At 64.0% G+C, this 17,847-nt stretch carries 16 protein-coding genes; 7 read left to right on the forward strand and 9 right to left on the reverse strand.

What is annotated here, in order from left to right:
- The first annotated feature begins 62 nt into the window (after nt 1-62).
- On the forward strand, nt 63-1,760 hold the full coding sequence (locus tag OPC11_RS05595) for a hypothetical protein (protein WP_264781265.1): 1,698 nt from the start codon (nt 63-65) through the stop codon (nt 1,758-1,760).
- Here the strand turns inward: OPC11_RS05595 and OPC11_RS05600 are convergent.
- Nucleotides 1,694-3,364 (reverse strand): aldehyde ferredoxin oxidoreductase C-terminal domain-containing protein, encoded by a 1,671-nt coding sequence (locus OPC11_RS05600; RefSeq protein ID WP_264781266.1) that lies wholly within the window; start codon nt 3,362-3,364, stop codon nt 1,694-1,696. The genes OPC11_RS05595 and OPC11_RS05600 overlap by 67 nt on opposite strands.
- A gap of 171 nt (nt 3,365-3,535) precedes the next feature.
- On the opposite strand from OPC11_RS05600, the gene OPC11_RS05605 reads away from it, so the two are divergent.
- Nucleotides 3,536-4,099 carry a hypothetical protein gene (locus OPC11_RS05605; protein ID WP_264781267.1) on the forward strand — a complete coding sequence of 188 codons (564 nt, stop codon included), beginning with the start codon at nt 3,536-3,538 and terminating at the stop codon, nt 4,097-4,099.
- On the opposite strand, the gene OPC11_RS05610 is transcribed toward OPC11_RS05605, so the two are convergent.
- From OPC11_RS05610 to OPC11_RS05620, 3 genes are all read right to left on the reverse strand, one after another.
- On the reverse strand, nt 4,065-5,957 hold the full coding sequence (locus OPC11_RS05610; protein ID WP_264781268.1) for a cation:proton antiporter: 1,893 nt from the start codon (nt 5,955-5,957) through the stop codon (nt 4,065-4,067). The two genes, OPC11_RS05605 and OPC11_RS05610, sit on opposite strands and share 35 nt — an antisense overlap.
- A gap of 174 nt (nt 5,958-6,131) precedes the next feature.
- Nucleotides 6,132-8,066 (reverse strand): long-chain fatty acid--CoA ligase, encoded by a 1,935-nt coding sequence (locus tag OPC11_RS05615; protein ID WP_264781269.1) that lies wholly within the window; start codon nt 8,064-8,066, stop codon nt 6,132-6,134.
- Nucleotides 8,067-8,149: 83 nt separating this feature from the next.
- Complete coding sequence (locus OPC11_RS05620; protein ID WP_264781270.1) at nt 8,150-9,067, reverse strand: MBL fold metallo-hydrolase; 918 nt, start codon at nt 9,065-9,067, stop codon at nt 8,150-8,152.
- Nucleotides 9,068-9,448: 381 nt separating this feature from the next.
- Here OPC11_RS05620 and serS point away from each other — a divergent pair, with 381 nt between their 5' ends.
- From serS to OPC11_RS05635, 3 genes are all read left to right on the forward strand, one after another.
- Nucleotides 9,449-10,804 carry a serine--tRNA ligase gene (gene serS / locus OPC11_RS05625; protein WP_264781271.1) on the forward strand — a complete coding sequence of 452 codons (1,356 nt, stop codon included), beginning with the start codon at nt 9,449-9,451 and terminating at the stop codon, nt 10,802-10,804.
- Between the two features lie 75 nt (nt 10,805-10,879).
- Nucleotides 10,880-12,298 (forward strand): FAD-dependent oxidoreductase, encoded by a 1,419-nt coding sequence (locus tag OPC11_RS05630; protein ID WP_264781272.1) that lies wholly within the window; start codon nt 10,880-10,882, stop codon nt 12,296-12,298.
- Nucleotides 12,299-12,450: 152 nt separating this feature from the next.
- On the forward strand, nt 12,451-13,176 hold the full coding sequence (locus OPC11_RS05635; RefSeq protein WP_264781273.1) for a helix-turn-helix domain-containing protein: 726 nt from the start codon (nt 12,451-12,453) through the stop codon (nt 13,174-13,176).
- A gap of 42 nt (nt 13,177-13,218) precedes the next feature.
- Here the strand turns inward: OPC11_RS05635 and OPC11_RS05640 are convergent, their stop codons facing one another.
- The 4 genes from OPC11_RS05640 to OPC11_RS05655 form a co-directional block, all read right to left on the reverse strand.
- On the reverse strand, nt 13,219-13,680 hold the full coding sequence (locus OPC11_RS05640; RefSeq protein WP_264781274.1) for a hypothetical protein: 462 nt from the start codon (nt 13,678-13,680) through the stop codon (nt 13,219-13,221).
- Nucleotides 13,681-13,687: 7 nt separating this feature from the next.
- On the reverse strand, nt 13,688-15,259 hold the full coding sequence (locus OPC11_RS05645) for a sodium/proline symporter (protein ID WP_264781275.1): 1,572 nt from the start codon (nt 15,257-15,259) through the stop codon (nt 13,688-13,690).
- Nucleotides 15,256-15,816 (reverse strand): hypothetical protein, encoded by a 561-nt coding sequence (locus OPC11_RS05650; protein WP_264781276.1) that lies wholly within the window; start codon nt 15,814-15,816, stop codon nt 15,256-15,258. The genes OPC11_RS05645 and OPC11_RS05650 overlap by 4 nt, the downstream gene beginning before the upstream one ends.
- A 123-nt stretch (nt 15,817-15,939) precedes the next feature.
- Nucleotides 15,940-16,266 carry a nuclear transport factor 2 family protein gene (locus OPC11_RS05655; protein WP_264781277.1) on the reverse strand — a complete coding sequence of 109 codons (327 nt, stop codon included), beginning with the start codon at nt 16,264-16,266 and terminating at the stop codon, nt 15,940-15,942.
- A 264-nt stretch (nt 16,267-16,530) separates the two neighbouring features.
- On the opposite strand from OPC11_RS05655, the gene OPC11_RS05660 reads away from it, so the two are divergent.
- Both OPC11_RS05660 and OPC11_RS05665 read left to right on the forward strand, forming a co-directional pair.
- On the forward strand, nt 16,531-17,034 hold the full coding sequence (locus OPC11_RS05660) for a DUF367 family protein (RefSeq protein ID WP_007976580.1): 504 nt from the start codon (nt 16,531-16,533) through the stop codon (nt 17,032-17,034).
- A gap of 51 nt (nt 17,035-17,085) precedes the next feature.
- Nucleotides 17,086-17,235 (forward strand): 50S ribosomal protein L40e, encoded by a 150-nt coding sequence (locus OPC11_RS05665; protein WP_007976579.1) that lies wholly within the window; start codon nt 17,086-17,088, stop codon nt 17,233-17,235.
- 60 nt (nt 17,236-17,295) lie between these two features.
- Here OPC11_RS05665 and OPC11_RS05670 read toward each other — a convergent pair whose 3' ends face one another.
- Nucleotides 17,296-17,841, reverse strand: coding sequence for a GNAT family protein (locus OPC11_RS05670; RefSeq protein WP_264781278.1), 546 nt, complete (start codon nt 17,839-17,841; stop codon nt 17,296-17,298).
- Nucleotides 17,842-17,847 lie beyond the last annotated feature (6 nt).

The raw sequence follows: 17,847 nt of genomic DNA on the forward strand, positions 1-17,847 counted from the left end.
TTTTCACTCTTCTTTCACGGTTCTGGGACAGAATAATTACGGAGCAGGTCGAGTTGCGGAACGTGCCCCGAAGTCGTCCCTCTACGACCACGCTCGCGTGGATGGTTCCCGCCGTCCTCGCCAGTCTCGTCGTTTTCGCGGCCTACCTGCTCACGCACCCGTATCCCGCGACGGGCGGCGGCCTGTATCTGGCGATGGCCGACGCGATACGCGACAACGGCTATCGCCTTCCGGCGCGGGTTCCGCGGTACACGCCGAACGGGATTCCGTTCGGCTATCCGCCGCTCGCGTTCTACGTCGCCGCGCTCGCCCGCGACATCCTCGGCGTCGGCCCGCTGGCCCTGACGCGCTTCCTGCCCGGCATCGTCACCGTCCTGACCGTGGTTCCGGCCTATCTCCTCGGACGCGAGGTGTTCGCCGACGCACCCGACAGAAACCGACGAGCGGGCCTCGCGGCGCTCGTCGTCGCGGTCAGTCCCGCCGTGTTCAAATGGCACCTCTCGGCGGGCGGTATCGTCCGCGCTCCGGCCTTCCTGTTCACGGTGACGGGGTTGTACGTCGGATTGCGGCTGTTTCGGACCCCGGAGAACCCCGTTCGCTGGGCGGTGGCGGGGGCGGTCCTGTTCGGCCTGACGATACTCACCCATCCGTCGTATCCCGTCTTTTTCGGGACGAGCTATCTGGTCTTCTTCGCCGTCTTCGACCGCTCGGTCGCCGGACTGAAGCGCGGCGCGTTCGTCGCCGCTGGCGGCCTGCTCCTCGCGGTTCCGTGGTGGGGCCACATCGCGTCCGTCCACGGCATCGGCCTCCTCACCCGGACCGCCGGGTCGCGCCTCGGAATCGGTCGGGGAATCTTCTGGTTCCCCTCGAAGTTCCTCTACGCCCGCCGCACGCGGTTCCTCCCCGTCTGGCACGTCCTCACGCTCGTCGGCGTGGTCGCGCTCGCGGTGCGGAAGCGCTACTTCCTGCCGCTCTGGTTCGCCGCGACGGTCGTGATGTTCCCCAAGCCGCGCTTTCTCATGCTCGTCGGCGCGTTCGTGGTCGCCGCCGCAGTGTTCGACTGGTTACCGAGCATCGCGGAGGCGGCGCCGGAGCGGGACGGCATCTCGACCGACGGCGGACGCCTGCCGCGCGTTTCGCTCGTTTTGCTCCTGTTGCTTTGGACCTACGGCGTGGCGACCGGCGGCCTCTACGCCGCGAACTACGGGCCGGTCCCGGAGCGGCCGCTCCACCGGCTTCAAAAGGAACCGCTCCCGTCGTACATCGACGGCGACGATATGACGGCGATGCGGTGGGTTCGAGAGCGGACGGCGGCGGACGCGACGGTCCTCGTCGCCGGTGACGCCGCGGAGTGGTTCCCGGTGTTCACCCATCGAACGGTCGTCGCCTCCCCGTGGGGTGCCGAGTGGCTGCCGCCCGAGGAGCGCGAACGGCAAATCTCGCTCTACCGGAACGCGTCGGCCTGCGCGTCGGCGACCTGCATCCGGCAAACTCTCGACCGGGACGACGTATCACCCGAGTACGTCTATCTCACCCGCGAAGGCTCCCGGAGTTGGACCGCCCGCGAGACGCTGAATCGGGCACAGTGGACGGAGATGCTGGACCGCCTCGGAACGTCGAACGGGACGAGGGTCGTCTTCCGAAATCGGGACGTGGCGGTCGTACAGGTCAACGACCGAGAAAAGACGAATCGTCAGTCGTCCGCGCTGGCGGAAGCGGACTTCACCGTGCCGTCGTCGTTCCACCCGCGTTCGGCGTAGTACTCCGAGAGGGCGGCCTCGAAGTCGGGCAGGTCGTAGGGGAGCGTGTCGTCCTCGCGGTCGAACCCGCGTTCGTTGTTGAAGTGCCGTTCGAGTTCGACGATTTCCGCGCCGGTATCCTGTAACTTCTCGTACTCCGTATCGAGCAGGGTTTCGAGGCGCTCCTCGGTCATGAAGTCGCGCGAGAATTTGCAGACGACGCCGCTGTCGAGAACGGCGTTGTGGTTTTCTTTCGCCACGATGAGCGGCGGTTTGCCGTCGAGTCCGGTCGGGTCCACCGCCTCGTCCTTGCCGACGAGGGGGTACTCCTTCGAGTAGAACTCGGCGTACATGTGGTCGGCGCCGCGATTCGAGACGGCGAAGGCGAGGCCCTGCCCGTTCAGGGTGCGCCCGTCGTGGGCGGAGAATTCGAGTCCCTTGACCGTCCAGTCCTCGACGCCGAGGTCGTCCGCGGCGCGGTGGACGCCCTCCGCGAGGAGGTCGCCCTCGTCCTCGCGGTAGGCGATCTTCTCCACGAGGTCGTGGACGAGTTCGTCGTTGCCGAACTCGTCGTTGGCGGCGAGGTAGGCCGAAATCACGTCGCCGCAGGAGATGGTGTCCATGCCGAGTTCGTCACAGAGGTCGTTCGACTTCATCACCGAGACGATATCGTCCACGCCAGCGTTGCTCCCGAACGCCATCACCGTCTCGTACTCCGGGCCTTCGGTTTCGAGTCCCGTCTCCTCGTCCTTCGTCGGGAGTTTGCAGGCGAAGGCACACTGCGAGCAGGTGCCTTTCTTGTACTTCTTCTCGGCGACGGCCTCGCCGCCGATGTCGCTCGCACCCTCGAACTCCAGTTCGGAGAAGTAGCGCGTCGGCAGTGCGCTCACGTGATTCGCGTACTCGGTGACGCTGGTCGTCCCGGCCGATTTCATCGGGTGGTCGTTCGCGGTGGCGGCCTCCCGGTGGACGTCCATCTGTATCGGGTCGATGTCGATATCCGGCGCCGAATCGCCCGCGAAACTGATGCACTTCACGCCCTTCGCGCCCAGCACCGCGCCGAGGCCGCCGCGACCGAACGCCCGGTGTTCGGTCGTCATGATGGACGCGAAGCGGACGCGATTCTCGCCCGCGGGTCCGGCGACGACCAACTGCTCGTCGCCCAAATCGTGTTCGTCGGCCATGTACTCGCCGACCTCGGTAACGGTCGCTCCGGCGAGCTGGGGGACTTCTTCGAACTCGATTCCTTCGTCCGTGACGTGAACCGCCACCAGGTCGTCGCTTCGGCCGGTGACTTGCACCGCGCCGTACCCTGTGGCCGCGAAGTGACGCGAGAGGAATCCGCCCGCGTTCGAGGAGAGCAGGCCGTCCGTCAGCGGCGAGACGCCGGTGCAGTTCATCCGTCCCGTGAAACTCATCGTCGAACACTGGAGCGGACCGGTGGTGAAAAAGAGGCTGTTCTCGGGACCGAACGGGTCCGCGTCGAACGGAATCCGGTCGTGTGCGAGTTTCACGCCGACGCCGCGTCCGCCGATGAACGACGACAGCACGTCGTCAACGTCCTCGGCGACGGTCGTCCGGTCGCCCACGTCGATAGTCAGGAGCGAACCTGTCGAGTGCAACATGAACGACGATGAGAGATTGAGAGTGATAAAGACACAGGTCGCGTTCCGGGAACCCGAAACGGCCTTGTTTCTCTACTTCAAAGGTGTAAACAGACGAATATCTTTTTGCGGTCAGCTATCCAAATGGCGGGTAGTGTATCGTACGGCCGGGACATCACACAGTCTTCGACAATGACCACCGAGCCACCGACTGGGGAAGGGCGGATTTCGCCGGATACCGCGTTCGAAATCCTCACCAACCCGCGGCGTCGGTACGCCCTCTCTTACCTCGGGTCGAAGTCGGGGCGGGTTTCCATCGGCGAACTCGCCGAGGCCGTCGCCGCGTGGGAGCAGGACACCAGCGTCGAACTCGTCTCCTCGAAGGAGCGAAAGTCGGTGTACACCTCGCTGTACCAGACCCATCTCCCGAAGATGGCCGACGCGGGCATCATCGTCTACGACAGACAGCGCGGACAGGTACGACTCAGCGATACGGCGACCGAACTCGACAAATTCGTCAATCCGTCGTCGAAGACGCAAAACTGGAGTCGATACTACCTCGCGCTGGCGCTCGTCGGCGGGATCGCCATCGTCTGTAACCTCCTCGGGATGTATCCGTTTTCGCTCGTACACGTCCTCGTGTACGTCGCGCTGCTTCTCGCGGGATTCACCCTTCTCTCGGCGGCGAATTTGGAATTCGTGCGACGAAAACGAGACTCGTCTATCGCGGATGACACAGCGAGATGGCGCTTCTGACAGCCGACTTGCGACCGAGGAAGGTCACGTGGTCGCCGTTCTGAAGCGTGAAGTCCTCGCTCGGAACTTGCGTCTCGCCGTCGCGGCCGACGAGCGCGATGAGGACGCCGTTCGGGAGTTCGGAGTCGAGTTCCTCGATGGTCTTGCCGACCATGCTCGGTTCGGTTACTTCTATCTCCTGTACGTCGCCGCTCCGACCGAGTTCCGTCATCCAGTTCGAGAGCGCGGGGCGTTCGATAACGTTGTCGATGGCCCACGCGGTGGCGAGCGACGACGAAATCGTCCGAACCCCGAGGTCCTCGAAGGCGTCCACGTTGTCCGGGTTGTTCGCCCGAGCGATGATGGTCTCCACGTCGAACTTCGATTCGGCGAGTTGTGCGACGAGGAGATTCACGTCGTCGTCACCGGTCGCGGCGACGACGATTTTCGCGTTGTCGGCTCCCGCCGCCCGAAGGACTTCCGTATCGGTCCCGTCACCTTCGTGGACGGTGTAGCCCTCCTCACGTGCGGTCTGCAGTATCGTTTCGTCGTTCTCGATGATCACGACGTTCTCTCCGCGGTCTTCGAGGCGTGCGGCGAGCGACCGGCCCACCTTTCCGCCTCCGATGATGAGTACGCGCATTGGAATCACGTTCAGATATTCTGCGATGTGTCGAGCGAATCCGCCCTCGAACACGACGGTCACGACGATGACGAGGAAGACGGTACCGATGAGCACCGCCGCCGCCGTCTCGGCGTTCGGAATCACGTCGGCTTCGTTCCGGATGCGAATCGCGAACAGCGTGGCGACCGACGCCGGAATGATGCCGCGCGGTCCGACGAGACTCATGAACGTCTTTTCGCCCCGCGTGAATCGACCGCCGGAGGCCGAGACGAAGATGACCAGCGGTCGGATGACGAACATCACGGCGAGGACGACGACGATACCGCCGATACCGAGGTCGAACAAGTACGTCGGTTTCAGCTGCGCCGCGAGCGTGATGAACACGAACGAGAGGACGACGAGCGTGATGTCGCCCTTGAACTCCTCTATCTTCTCCTCGTACGGAAGGTTCGCGTTGCCGAGCAGGATGCCCGCCGTTGCGACGGCCGCGATGCCCGCTTCCTTGGCAACGAAGTCGGCGGCGGCGTACGCGGTCAGCGCCCCGACGAGAATCAGCAGGCGGGAGTTCTGCGGTGCGTTCCCTCGTGAGAGGTTGAGCCGGTGGAGTACGTACCAGAGAATACCGGCGACGACGAGACCGACGAGGACGCCGGTCCCGAGTCGGCGTACGAAGGACGCCAGAAACTCGCCGAAGTCGAACCCGTTCGACCCGGTGAGGACGAGAACTTCGAACATCACCACGGCGAGGATGGCGGCGGACACGTCGTTCGCGATACCTTCCGTTTCGAGCGCGGCACCGACTCGGTCCCGCACCGCCACGACCGAGAGTATCGGGGTGATGACCGTCGGACCGGTCGCCACGAGCAGCGACCCGATGAGTAGGGAGAGGTCCCACGGTTGCCCGAGCGCGTAGCGCACGACGGTGGCCGTCCCGAGCAACGAGATGAGGGCACCGACGGTGATGAGGCGAATCTGTGCCGACGGTGCTTCCCGGAGTTTGTTCACTTTGAGGTGGAACGCCCCCTCGAAGACGATGATGGCGACGCTCAAGCCGACGATGGACGAGAGCGCGTCACCGAACGCCGACGGGTCGAGCAGCCCGAGTCCGACCGGGCCGAAGAGAACACCCGCCGAGATGAGAAACAGGACGCTCGGCACTTGGAACCGATCCGCGAGCACCTGTGAGACGACGCCAAGTCCGATGATGGCGGTGACTATGTACAGCAACTGCGCACTCGCTGCCTCGGCACTCACTGCTGGCCCTCCATGTATCGGGAAGGAAAAGCTGGACGGGTATAAAATAGCATGGTCTGAATGGGACACTGCAGCGGGAAAGGAACCGAACTGGATAGTCAATCGTTTCGATTCCCGGTCGAAACGTGGTCGTTTGTCAAGATTATATTTGAAAAGACCGGTCCGAGGTGAGAATCAGTCGGCGTAGATGGAGTCGATGTCGTCGGCGAAGCGGTCGAGGATGTTGCGGCGTTTCTTCTTCATCGTCGGCGTGAGCAGGTCGTTGTCCTCGGTGAACTCGATGGGGACGAGCCTGAACTGCTTTATCTGCTCGTAGGATTCGAAGCGCTGATTGATGCGTTCGACTTCGGCTTCGACCCACTCGTACACCGTGTCGTCTCGGCACAGTTCGCGGTCGTCGTCGGGGAGCGAGAGCCCCTCGCGGGCGGCGCGCTCGCGGACCTCCTCGACGTTGGGGACGATGAGCGCGCTGACGAACTTCCGGCCGTCGCCCATGACCATACACTGTTCCACGATGTCGCTGGCGGCGAAGGCGTCCTCGATGGGACCGGGCGCGACGTTCTTGCCGGTCGAGAGGACGAGCAGTTCCTTGGCGCGCTCGCGGAACGCGATGTACCCGTCGGGTCGGATTTCGACGATATCGCCGGTTCGGAACCAGCCGTCCTCGGTGAAGGCCTGTTCGGTCTCCTCCGGTTTGTTCCAGTAGCCGTCGGTGACGTTCGGACCCTTGACGAGGAGTTCGCCGACCTCGCCCGCCGCGTCCGAGAACTGCTTGCCGACGACGGAATCGTCAACTTTCACTTCCTCGTCCACGACGGGGTAGCCGATGGTCCCGATCTCCGGCGCTTCGGGCGGGTTGACCGAGATGACGGGCGACGTTTCGGTGAGTCCGTAGCCTTCGAGGATGGGCAGTCCCATCCCGTGATAGAGCGCGCACAAATCCGCAGAGAGACTGCCGCCGCCGCTGATGAAGAACTCGATGTTGCCGCCGAGTCCGTCCTTCACCTGGTCGAAGACGAGTTTGTCGGCGAGCAGTTTCTGCGCACGGAGGCCGACGCCCGGCGAGTCCACCTCGTGATACGCCTTGCCGACGTCCGTCGCCCACTCGAAGATGCGGCGTTTCAGGTCGCTCTCGTCGGCCTGTGACCGAATCGCGTCGTAAATTCGCTCGTAGACGCGCGGGACGCTGGTGCCGGTCGTCGGCCTGACTGCACGGAAATCGTCCTGTAACGTGTCGGGGCTTTCAGCGTAGGCGACCGTCGCACCGGCCGCGAACATCATGAAGTGACCGGCGGTTCGCTCGAAGACGTGCGCGAGCGGGAGGAACGAGACGGTCTTCGAGTGCTGGTCGACGACCGGAACCTCCTTGTCGGGTCGGGGGCCGAACCGCCGATAACACTGGTTGACGTTCGACCGGAAGTTCCAGTGGGTAAGTCTCACGCCCTTCGGTTTGCCAGTCGTTCCGCTGGTGTAGATGAGCGTGGCGAGGTCGTCCAACTCGCGGGCGTCGATCCACGACTCGTACTCGTCGGCGTCGAAGACTGCCTCGCCGCGGTCGTGTACCTCGCCGAGCGTGTAGAGGTCGTCGCGGTCGTACTCCCGCGAGAGGGTATCCATCACGACGATGAATTCGAGGTCGAGTGCGTCTTCCGCCTCGAACACGCGTTCCAGCAAGTTCTCGTTCTCGACGACGACGCCCGTCGCCTCGGGGTCGCCGAGGAGGTACTCGACTTGAGAGACGGACGAACTCCGATAGACGGTCGTCACGACCGCGCCCGCCGCGAGCAACGCGAAGTCGGTCTGTGCCCACTCCATCCGCGTGTCGGCGAAGATGCCGATTCTGTCGTCCGCTTCGACGCCGAGGTCGCGGAACCCGGCGGCGAGGTTGCGAACGATGTCGCGCATCGTCGCGTACGAGATGGACCGAAACTCGCCGTCCGGTGCCGCCGGAAGCGCGGTTTCGGTCAGCGAGCGACCGTAGACGCCGCCCTTGTACTGCTGTGCGGGACGATTTTGGTGTCGTTCGGCGCTGTCCTCGAACATACGGGCCAGCGTCGTCCGCTCGATGGCTGGGTCGGTAAACTCCTTCTCGGCGTCACGCCACTCCATACCAGTCACTTGCAAGTTCTCACCCATTAAGGTAGTGTAGAACGATGCGAAAGTTTACTCCAGTTGTTCGGGTTTCGAGCGCTTCACATGCCTTCGTGGGTGTCGAGATAGTGAAGAACGCCGCGGGTGTTCATCGCCGTTTCGGCGTGCGCCTTCGTCTCGCCCCAGATTTCGTCCATTTCACCCTCCTCGACGAAGTGCTCGATTATCTCCTCGTCGTCGTCCGCGGCCGCGCGCTGGGCGTCGACGGCCGCGACCCACTTCGAGAGGACTTCGCCGTACTCGTCCATCGCGTCCTCGGAGTACTCGCGCGGCCCGAAATGGGTGTAGAGGAGCGTCCCCGGCGCGAGGTCGCGGATGGTCTCCACGTCGTCCAGACACTGGTCCAAATCGAAGTCCGACGGCGGCGACGTCTCGCGGATTTCGCCGATGCTCGGCACCCAAATCCCCGCGGCGTCGGCGGTGAACACCGCGTCGTTCGCCGGGTCGTAGAATATCGTTTGATGCGGTGCGTGCCCCGGCGCGTGGATGACCTCCAGTTCGTGACTGCCGCAGTCGATGGTGTCACCGTCCGTCACTTCCACGACGCGCTCCTCGGGGACGGGTTTCGGTTCGACGTAGAACTGCCACTGGTCGCCCACGGCCGCCTTCGTCCCCTTCACCAGATACTCGGGGTTCACGAGGTGGCGCGCGCCGATTTCGTGGACGTACACGTCCGCGTTCGGGCACTCCGCAGCCAGAAAGCCCGCGCCGCCCGCGTGGTCGAGGTGGACGTGCGTCGGCGCGATGACCGCCACGTCCTCCCGCGCGATATCCAACTCGGAGAGCGCGTCGAGGACTCGCTCGTAGTGGGTCCCGATGCCGGTTTCCACGATGGCCGGTCGGTCGGTGTCGAGGATGTACACCGCGCCGTAGGCCTCCGTGTCGTACATTCCGGTGTCGAGGTAGTACAGGTCCGAACAGTCCCCCATCGTGACTTCCCGTAGGTCGCCGATTGCCATACCGTACCTCGCGTGGGGAGACGGGAAAAACGATTCGCGTCCCACGTGTTTCGTGATTCACCTGCGAGGAGTTCCTCGTTTCATCTCGGCTCGGTTCCGCTCGCGTGCTTGCATGGTCGACTCGCCGACCCCTCTCGACGAGACACGCGGTTTGTGCCGAGTCGAGATGTTGGCGAGCGACCGCGAGCGGGTGGGGGCTTTCCGAGACTTCGTATCAGTGTTGAGAGCGCTAGCCACGGATTCTCCTCGACATCCCCTACCCGGTCGGTACGATTCAGAGACGCCCACCGACACCGTCCTCAGGTCCGATTACGAACAGTGTCACATCGTCTCGATATAGCGACACGGTTTTTTGCAGGCGTGCTGAAACCCGAGTCAGGAATGCTCGACAGGAAGTTTATCCGGGACCACCCGGACGAAGTTCGAGAGGGGCTCGAAAACCGAGGCGACGACGTAGATTTGGACGGCTTTCTCGATTTGGACGCCGAATGGCGCGAACTGAAGGCGCGCGGCGACGACCTTCGGCACGAACGAAACGAGGTCAGCCGGAGCATCGGCGAGCTGAAACAAGAAGGAAAAGAGGAGGAAGCACAGGCGGCCATCGAACGGTCGAGCGCGCTCAAAGAAGAGCTCGAAGAAGTCGAGACGAAGGCGAGCGAACTGGAGGAGGAACTCGAAGAGCGGATGCTCGAAATCCCGAACGTGCCACACGAGAGCGTCCCGGTCGGCGCGGACGAGGGCGACAACGTGGAACAGCGGCGCGAGGGCTTCGACGACCTCCGAGACCTCCCGGCGGACGTGATTCCGCACTACGACCTCGGCGAGGAACTGGACATCATCGACGAGGAGCGGGCGGCGAAAACCACCGGCAGCGGCTTTTACTTCCTGAAGGGCGACGGCGCGCGACTGGAGCACGCCATCATGCAGTTCATGCTGGACGTCCACCGCGAGCAGGACTACGTGGACATCTTCCCGCCGATACCCATCAACAGCGACTCGATGACGGGAACGGGCCAACTGCCGAAGTTCGCGGAGGACGCCTACAAAATCGAGGGCGAAGACCTCTGGCTCTGCCCGACCGCGGAGGTGCCGGTGACGAACATGTACGCGGACGACATCCTCCTGCGCGACGACCTGCCGCTGAAACATCAGGCGTACACGCCGAACTTCCGGCGCGAGGCCGGTGAACACGGCACCGAAACCCGCGGTATCGTGCGCGTCCACCAGTTCAACAAGGTCGAGATGGTCAACTTCGTGGAACCCGAGGAGAGCTACGACCGCCTCGACATCCTGTTGGACGAGGCCGAGGAAGTCCTGCGCCGCCTCGAACTTCCGTACCGAGTCCTCGAACTCTGCACGGGCGACCTCGGGTTCAAGGCGACCAAGCAGATAGACCTCGAAGTGTGGGCACCCGGCGACGACTTGGACGACGGCCCGGAGGAAGGAGGCCGCTGGCTCGAAGTCTCGACCGCTTCGAACTTCGAGGACTTTCAGGCCCGTCGAGCGGGACTTCGCTACCGCCCCGAACGCCACGAATCGACGGAGTACCTGCACACGCTGAACGCCTCGGGGCTGGCGCTCCCCCGCGTCATGGTCGCCATTCTGGAGTACTACCAGAACGACGACGGCACGGTGACGATTCCCGAAGCCCTCCGGCCGTACATGGGCGGACAGGAAGTCATCGACGGTCACGAACCCGTCGGCGAGAGCGCGCTCGGGTCGGGCGAACGGGACTGAGGGAGTTTCGCTCCGCGAACCGTCTTGTTCAATTTGTGCAATACTGTTTTAATCGGTGACGACCAAGTGTAACGTATGGGACGAACGTTCGTCGTCGTCGGCGGTGATGCCGCGGGAATGAGTGCAGCGAGCAAGGCGAAACGGGACGACCCCGACCTCGAAGTCGTCGTCTTCGAGAAGGGCGAGTGGGTGTCCTACGGAGCCTGTGGGCTTCCGTACTACGTGAAGGGAGAAATCGAGTCGCTGGACGACCTCGTGACGCTCACGCCGGAGGAGTTCGCCGAACGCGGCATCGACCTCCGACAGCACCACGAAGTCGTCTCCATCGAACGGGAGGAACAGACGGTCACGGCCGTCCACGACGGAGAACGAGTCGAACAGTCCTACGACGACCTGCTCGTCGCCACCGGCGCGCGCGCCATCGTCCCGCCCATCGAGGGCGCGGACCTCGACGGAGTGTTCACGCTCCACAGCATGAACTCGGCGGCGGCCGTCAAGCGCGCGCTCTCCCCACCGGCGGCGGTGCCGGACGACGAGTTCCAAGAGGGGTACGGCGCACAGGTTCACGAATACCTCGCCGCGGCGAATCCGGATTCCGTGGGCATCATCGGCGGCGGCTACATCGGCCTGGAGATGGCGGAGGCGTTCGACGCCCGCGATATGGACGTCCACGTCTTCGAGATGCTGCCGCACGTGCTCGCCCCGTTCGGGGAAGACGTCGCCGAGAAGGTCGAGGGCCACCTCGAATCGAACGGCGTCGGGGTCTCGCTGGACACGATGGTCGAGCGCATCGTCGGCGAGGACGGCCGCGTGACCGGCATCGAGGCCGACGGCGAGACGGTCCCAGTCGACGTGGTGCTGGTCGCAACCGGCGTCGCGCCGAACGCCGAACTCGCGGGGGAGAACGGCGTCGAACTGGGCGAGACGGGGGCCATCGCCACCGACGAGTACGGGCGAACGAACGACGAGAACGTCTTCGCCGGGGGCGACTGCGCCGAAGCGCGCAACGCCGTGACGGGCGAACCGGACTACGTGCCGCTGGCGCTGACCGCGAACCGGGCGGGACGCGCCATCGGACAAACGGTCACGGGCACCCCGACGCCCGTCGGCGATATCGTCGGCACGGCGGTGGTGAAGGTGTTCGACCTCGAAGCCGCACGGACGGGAGTCATCGACCACGAGATAGCCGAAGCCGCCGGATACGACCCCGTATCGCAAGTCATCGAGCAGGGGTCGCGGGCGCACTACTACCCCGGCGGGTCGCCCATCACTGTCCGGTTGACCGCCGACCGGGAGTCCGGCCGCCTGCTCGGCGCGAGCATGGTCGGACGCGAGGGAGTCGCACAGCGCATCAACACGGTGGCGACCGCCCTCCACGCCGAGATGACCGTCGATGAGGTCGAGTACCTCGACTTGGCGTACGCGCCGCCGTTCGGTCCCGTCTGGGACCCGGTGCTCACGGCCGCGAAGGTCCTCCACGGAAAACTCGACTGAAGTCCGGTTGGGATTCGACCGAGGGTCGTCCCTCGGTCGAACGAGGATCAATCGTTCTTACCTCCGTTTCCGGGCGGTACCTGACGGAACAGATTTACAATAGAGGGTTCAGGTTCCGATATTTATTTCCATAATGAACGATGAAATGGGATATGATTTCGGTAACAATGGACATGGTGCAGTATGACTGTCCATACATCGACGTGACGGACGAAACGGACGTCTCGTTTCACACCATGCATTGGGACTTCAACACCGCCCAGCGGAAGTTGGAGACGCGGATTCTCGTTCGCGGGGACGACCGGGGCGCGCTGACCAACGGTCTCGGCGCGTTGCAGGACCACGACCGGATGTTGGAGTTCGAACTCCTCTCGCGCCGCGGCGACACCGCGGTCATCAAGTCGTTCATCGGGCAGACGGATGCGATGCGGACGATTCGAAAGCACGACGGCTACATCACGGGGCCGTTTCAGATCAGCGACGGGAGCGAACGCTGGAACGTCGGATTCGACTCCGCCGACAACACCGACAACGCCCTCTCGGATTTGGAGAGGAACAACGACTTCCGCGTCGAGAGCCGAAACGCCACGTCGTTCGAGGAGTACCTCGACGTCATCCAGCACCTCGGCGCGGCGAAAAACGTCCTCGACGGCTGTCGGGAACTGTCGGAGACGGAGCGCGAAACGCTCCGCAAAGCCGTCGATGGAGGGTACTTCCGAACGCCGCGGGACGCGGACCTCGGAACGTTGGCCGAGGAGTTCGACGTTTCGAAGACGGCGGCGTCGAACAACCTCCGACGGGCGGAGGCGAAGGTGCTCGAACGCGTCGTCTCGTCGTTCCCCGAAATCGAATCCGAGGACGTGCTGACACACGAATAGGCGGGCGGAGAGTCGAATCGGGAGCGAAAACAGAAACCGAAATCAGAACAACCCGGCGGATTCGACGTCGATATCGACGTGCGAGAGTCGGGAATCGTTTTCGAGCGCCTCCACATCTGCGACCTGCGGGTCCCGCGATTTTGTCGCCGAAAGCTCGAATTCGTCGGCGTCGCCGTCGGTCCACGAAACCGTCAGTTTCGCCCGCCGGAACAGGGTGCCCTCCCGGAGTCGAATCGACCGAACCGAATCGAGCGGAACCGCGAAGTTGCGGTCGCTGAACGACAGGGCACGGTCGGCCGTGGCGTCCGAAACCTCCTTCCGGCCGCGTTCGCCCGTGTCCGCGCGCAGCAGCATGGATTTGAACGACTCGCCGACGAAACACCAGACGAGTCGCTCGTCCGTGACGAGGAGGTCCCAGTACTCCATCGACGTGGGGCGCTGGCGGAACCACCCGGAGAGGTGGGCGATTCGCGTTTCGTCCTCGCCGTCTCGTGTCTCGGTCATGCTCATTCTATCCCTCCAAGAGGATGGCGATGTCCTCCGGAACCGTCTGTCGCTCCTGCGTCACCAGCGAGACGCCGATGAAGAGTGCGATTGCGACGAGGAGCGCCACCGTCCCGACCGGGAACGAACCGGGGAACGGGTACAGGCCCGAGACGGCCTCGCTGAGTCCGGCGAATCCCGCGGTCTCCGCGATTCGCGGCACCGCGCTGTAGAACAGGTTGACGCCCAACCCGCCGAGGAGCGCGGCGATAGCGCCCTCCTTCGTCGCACCCTTCCAGTTCAGGCCGAGAGCCGCGATGGCGAAGAACGCCGCCGCGAAGAATCCCCAGCCGATGGTTCCGAGGATGCCGACGAGCGTCTGCGAGTAGAAGACGATGAGCGTCGAGGCGATGGTCAGGCCCGCCAGCGCGGCCTGCGTCACGCGAAGTTCGGTCTTGTCGTCCTCGATGGGTCGGCCGAGCGCGCGGGGGATATCGCGGGACACCGCCGCCGCGCCGATGTTCAGGAACGAGTCGCTCGTGCTCATGATGGCCGCGAGCAGGGCCGCGAGGATGAGTCCGGCCACGACGCCGGGCGTGTGTTCGAGGACGAAGACGGGACCGACGACGGACGCGCTCTTCGGGGCCGCGGTCTGGCCCGCCTCGACCATGGCGCGCATCGACAGTCCGGTCGAGAAGGCGAGGAGGCTGGAAATCGCGTACGTCGCCGCCGCGATTGGCGCGCCCCAGCGCAGGATTTTGAGGTTGCGGCTCATGTAGAACTTGGTGATGAGGTGTGGCTGTCCCGCCGCGCCGACGGAGAACAGAATCCACCAGCCGAGCGCCGTGAAGATGGTCGCCGCGGGCGCACCCATCGCGCCGAACGGCGAGACGAACGCCGGGTCGGCGGTGGCGAGGTTGCGCGAAATCGACCCCATGCCGCCGCCGAACGACAGCGCGAAGGCGAAGACGAACAGGGAACCGACTATCATCGTAATCGCCTGCACGAAGTCCGTCCAGACGCCCGCTATCATACCGCCGAGCATGCTGTAGAGCAGGAGGATGAGCGCGCCGATGAGCAGGCCCCACATCACCGGCAGGCCGAAGATCGCCCGCATGACGTACTGGAGCGCGGCGAGGTTCGTCGCCAGATAGGCCATCACGCCGACGATGACGGCGACGGCGGTGAGGCCGCGAACCCACGCGCTCTCGTATCTGACGTACATTCCGTCGGCGAGCGTCATCACGTCGCGGATGTCGGCGAGCAGGCGCATCCGCTTCGCCAACAGCACCCACGTGATGACGAACCCGAGCGGCGCGGTGAAGAAAATCCACAGCGCCGTCGTTCCGAACGAGTAGACGAGTTCGGGACCGCCGACGAAGCCGAACCCGGACTGGATGACCGAGAACGCCGTCAGCGCGAGCACCCATGTGCCGATGCTCTTGCCGGTGATGAGGAAGTCCGCGGTGCTCTCGGTCTGCATGTAGCCCCAGACGCCGATTGCCAACACGATCAGCAGATAGGCACCACCGAACAGCAGGACGTACGGGCTATCCGTCACCGGAATTTCCTGTAGGGGGGCGAACGGAACGGGACTCATGGTCGGTCACCTCCGTCCGTTTGCGGCGACTTGCCGCCGGGGTCAGCACCACCGGATTCGCCGCCGTCGGGTTCCGTTCTGGCGACGGACAGCGGAAGCTGTTTGCGTCCCTGTACCCGCCGCACGTCGTCCATGAGGTCGTCAACAACGTCGTCGCTGCCGATGTCCGGGAAGACGAGGGCGTAGTAGACCGCGCCGAGTATCGGGAGCAACCAGAGGAAGACGAAGTACGCCAACGTGGAAACCGGCAGGCCGAGGACGTACGTGTAGTCGGTCACGCCGGGATGCCACTGCAGCCAGATTATGCTGAACCCGGCCACGAAAACCGCGGCCAGTTCGACCAACAACCACGTGTAGGGGGCGAGATTCAGTTCGCCGTCGTTCCGTTCGACGGCCGCGGCCGCGAAGTTCGCCACGATGAACAGCGCGGCGCAGTACGAAAACAGCCGATACGCCCCGGTCGCCGCGGCGAGCAACAGTGCGACGGCCAGTACGGCTATCGTGCCCATGACTTTGTTCCGCGTGCCTCGGTTCGCCGACGTTCGTGAAGATGCCATCAACTGTGCACCAAGGTACCAAATGTCGAAAAACGGCGGGTTGATATGTAAAGAATGTTCGAGCGCTGATTTTTCGCCGGTCGCGGAAGATGATTTCTTCGGATCTCGAAACGGCGGGGACGGCTACCGCGTCCGCGTCCGAATCCGTGCGATTCGGCCGTCCACGACGGTGAAGTCGTCCTCGAAGGCGAACATCTCCTCGCCGTCGGCGTCGAGCAGGTGACCCTCGGCGACGGTCGATTCCTCGTTCTCCTCGACCCGCGAGAGTTCGTGACTCGTCTCCTTGTTCGGGCGGTCGTCGCGCATGAACGAGACGAGGGTGTCGCGTCCCTCGATGGTCCGGTCGGGTCGCTCGTGTACCACGTCCGGGGTGAACAACCCGGCGAACGTCTCGTAGTCGTGTGCGTCGATGGAATCGTAGTACGCCCGAACGACCGCTTCGGAGTCCATACGCGGGACAACGCGGACGACCCTCTTTATCCCCTCGGCAGGAGCTATTGAGTTCTCGATAGTCCGCGGGATGAATTTGAGGCCACAATAGCGGTCATATAAACGGCTATGTTGTCCCCGCGAACTCGTACATTCGCCGGTGGAATCCGGTACGCCAGTACGACAGAGGAACTGTTTCCATACGGCTCCGCTCCGCACAGCACCGCACCCCCGGCGGGGCCTTCTTCGCGCCACTTTTTACCGAGCCACGCCAAGCGTTCGGCAGTGAACCTCCACGTCCGGTACGAGGGTGACGACGACCCGAAGAAGTGTACGGCGCGGAAGCTCGCGCGGTTCGACCTCGCCGAACTCCACCGCACGACCCGAGCGACGCCGTACGGCATCGTCCTCAATCCGCACGCGGAGCAGGCGCTGTCGCCCGCCGACCGCGCCGAAACCGACACCCTCGTCGCCCTCGATTGTTCGTGGGAGAGCGCGGAACGGGCGCTGTTCGAGATGCCCGGCGTCCACCGAGCGTTGCCGTTCCTCGTCGCCGCGAACCCCGTCAACTACGGCAAGCCGTTTCGGTTGAACACCGTGGAGGCGTTCGCGGCGGGACTCTGTATCCTCGGGGAGCGCGACCAAGCGGAAGAGATACTCTCGAAGTTCCGCTGGGGGGAGACGTTCCTCGAACTGAACGCGGAACCGCTCCGCCGCTACGCCGACTGTGCCGATTCGACCGACGTCGTGGCGGTACAACAGGAGTATCTGGACGCTGGCGAGGAGTAACGGCGGGGCGACTCAAAAACGTTTAAACGCGCGCGGAAGAAAACGCACGGTATGGCCAGTTTCGACGCAGCAGAGAAACGAACGCTCGAAAAGATGATTTGCATGCGCTGTAACGCGCGCAACCCGCAGCGAGCGGAGAAGTGCCGCAAGTGCGGCTACAGCAAGCTTCGTCCGAAGAGCAAGGAACCGCGCAGCGCATAATCGGGTCGCCGATTTTTCGTTCGAATCGCAACCGAGAGCCGCGCGTTTCTCCGCGTCCCGCTATTCGTCTTCCCCGAACCATTCGTCTTCGAGGACGGCGTAGCGCTCGACGTTTACGTATTCGCCGTCGAGGAACTCGGCTTCGACGTGTGTCGCCTCGTGGCGGAAACCGAGCTTTTCCCAGATGCGGGCGGAGCCGACGTTGCCTTCGAATACGCGGGCGAAGATTCGGTGGTGGCGGCGCTCGCGGAACCCGAAGTCGGTGATGAGCCGACTGGCCTCCGTGCCGTAGCCCTCGCCCCAGAACTCCTCGGCGAGCGAGATACCGATTTCGGCGTTCACGCCCGTCGAGTCGTGCGGGTGAAGCCCGATGGTCCCCATCGCTTCGCCGTCGCGGCAGATGAGCAGGTGCACGTGGTCGGTGTCGGTGTCCGAGGCGCGCTCCTCGTACCACTCTCGTTCCTGTTCGCCGTTGATGGGCGAGCGACTGCCGAGGAACCGGCGGACGTTCGGGTCGTTGATGGTCTCCTGCAGGAAGTCCAAATCCTCCGCTTCGACCGTCCTGAGTTCGATTCGGTCGCCGTACAGAAAGACGGGTCCGGGCATGAAAGG

The organism is Haladaptatus sp. T7 (assembly GCF_026008575.1).
GTDB classification, from domain to species: domain Archaea; phylum Halobacteriota; class Halobacteria; order Halobacteriales; family Haladaptataceae; genus Haladaptatus; species Haladaptatus paucihalophilus.

Excerpts from the sequence above, each read along its gene's own strand:
- OPC11_RS05670 (WP_264781278.1), bottom strand. The coding sequence starts at position 17,841 with ATGCCCGGACCCGTCTTTCTGTACGGCGACCGAATCGAACTCAGGACG.
- OPC11_RS05650 (WP_264781276.1), bottom strand. The coding sequence starts at position 15,816 with ATGGCATCTTCACGAACGTCGGCGAACCGAGGCACGCGGAACAAAGTC.
- serS (WP_264781271.1), top strand. The coding sequence starts at position 9,449 with ATGCTCGACAGGAAGTTTATCCGGGACCACCCGGACGAAGTTCGAGAG.
- OPC11_RS05640 (WP_264781274.1), bottom strand. The coding sequence starts at position 13,680 with ATGACCGAGACACGAGACGGCGAGGACGAAACGCGAATCGCCCACCTC.
- OPC11_RS05630 (WP_264781272.1), top strand. The coding sequence starts at position 10,880 with ATGGGACGAACGTTCGTCGTCGTCGGCGGTGATGCCGCGGGAATGAGT.
- OPC11_RS05615 (WP_264781269.1), bottom strand. The coding sequence starts at position 8,066 with ATGGAGTGGCGTGACGCCGAGAAGGAGTTTACCGACCCAGCCATCGAG.
- OPC11_RS05620 (WP_264781270.1), bottom strand. The coding sequence starts at position 9,067 with ATGGCAATCGGCGACCTACGGGAAGTCACGATGGGGGACTGTTCGGAC.
- OPC11_RS05635 (WP_264781273.1), top strand. The coding sequence starts at position 12,451 with ATGATTTCGGTAACAATGGACATGGTGCAGTATGACTGTCCATACATC.
- OPC11_RS05665 (WP_007976579.1), top strand. The coding sequence starts at position 17,086 with ATGGCCAGTTTCGACGCAGCAGAGAAACGAACGCTCGAAAAGATGATT.
- OPC11_RS05655 (WP_264781277.1), bottom strand. The coding sequence starts at position 16,266 with ATGGACTCCGAAGCGGTCGTTCGGGCGTACTACGATTCCATCGACGCA.
- OPC11_RS05645 (WP_264781275.1), bottom strand. The coding sequence starts at position 15,259 with ATGAGTCCCGTTCCGTTCGCCCCCCTACAGGAAATTCCGGTGACGGAT.
- OPC11_RS05605 (WP_264781267.1), top strand. The coding sequence starts at position 3,536 with ATGACCACCGAGCCACCGACTGGGGAAGGGCGGATTTCGCCGGATACC.
- OPC11_RS05600 (WP_264781266.1), bottom strand. The coding sequence starts at position 3,364 with ATGTTGCACTCGACAGGTTCGCTCCTGACTATCGACGTGGGCGACCGG.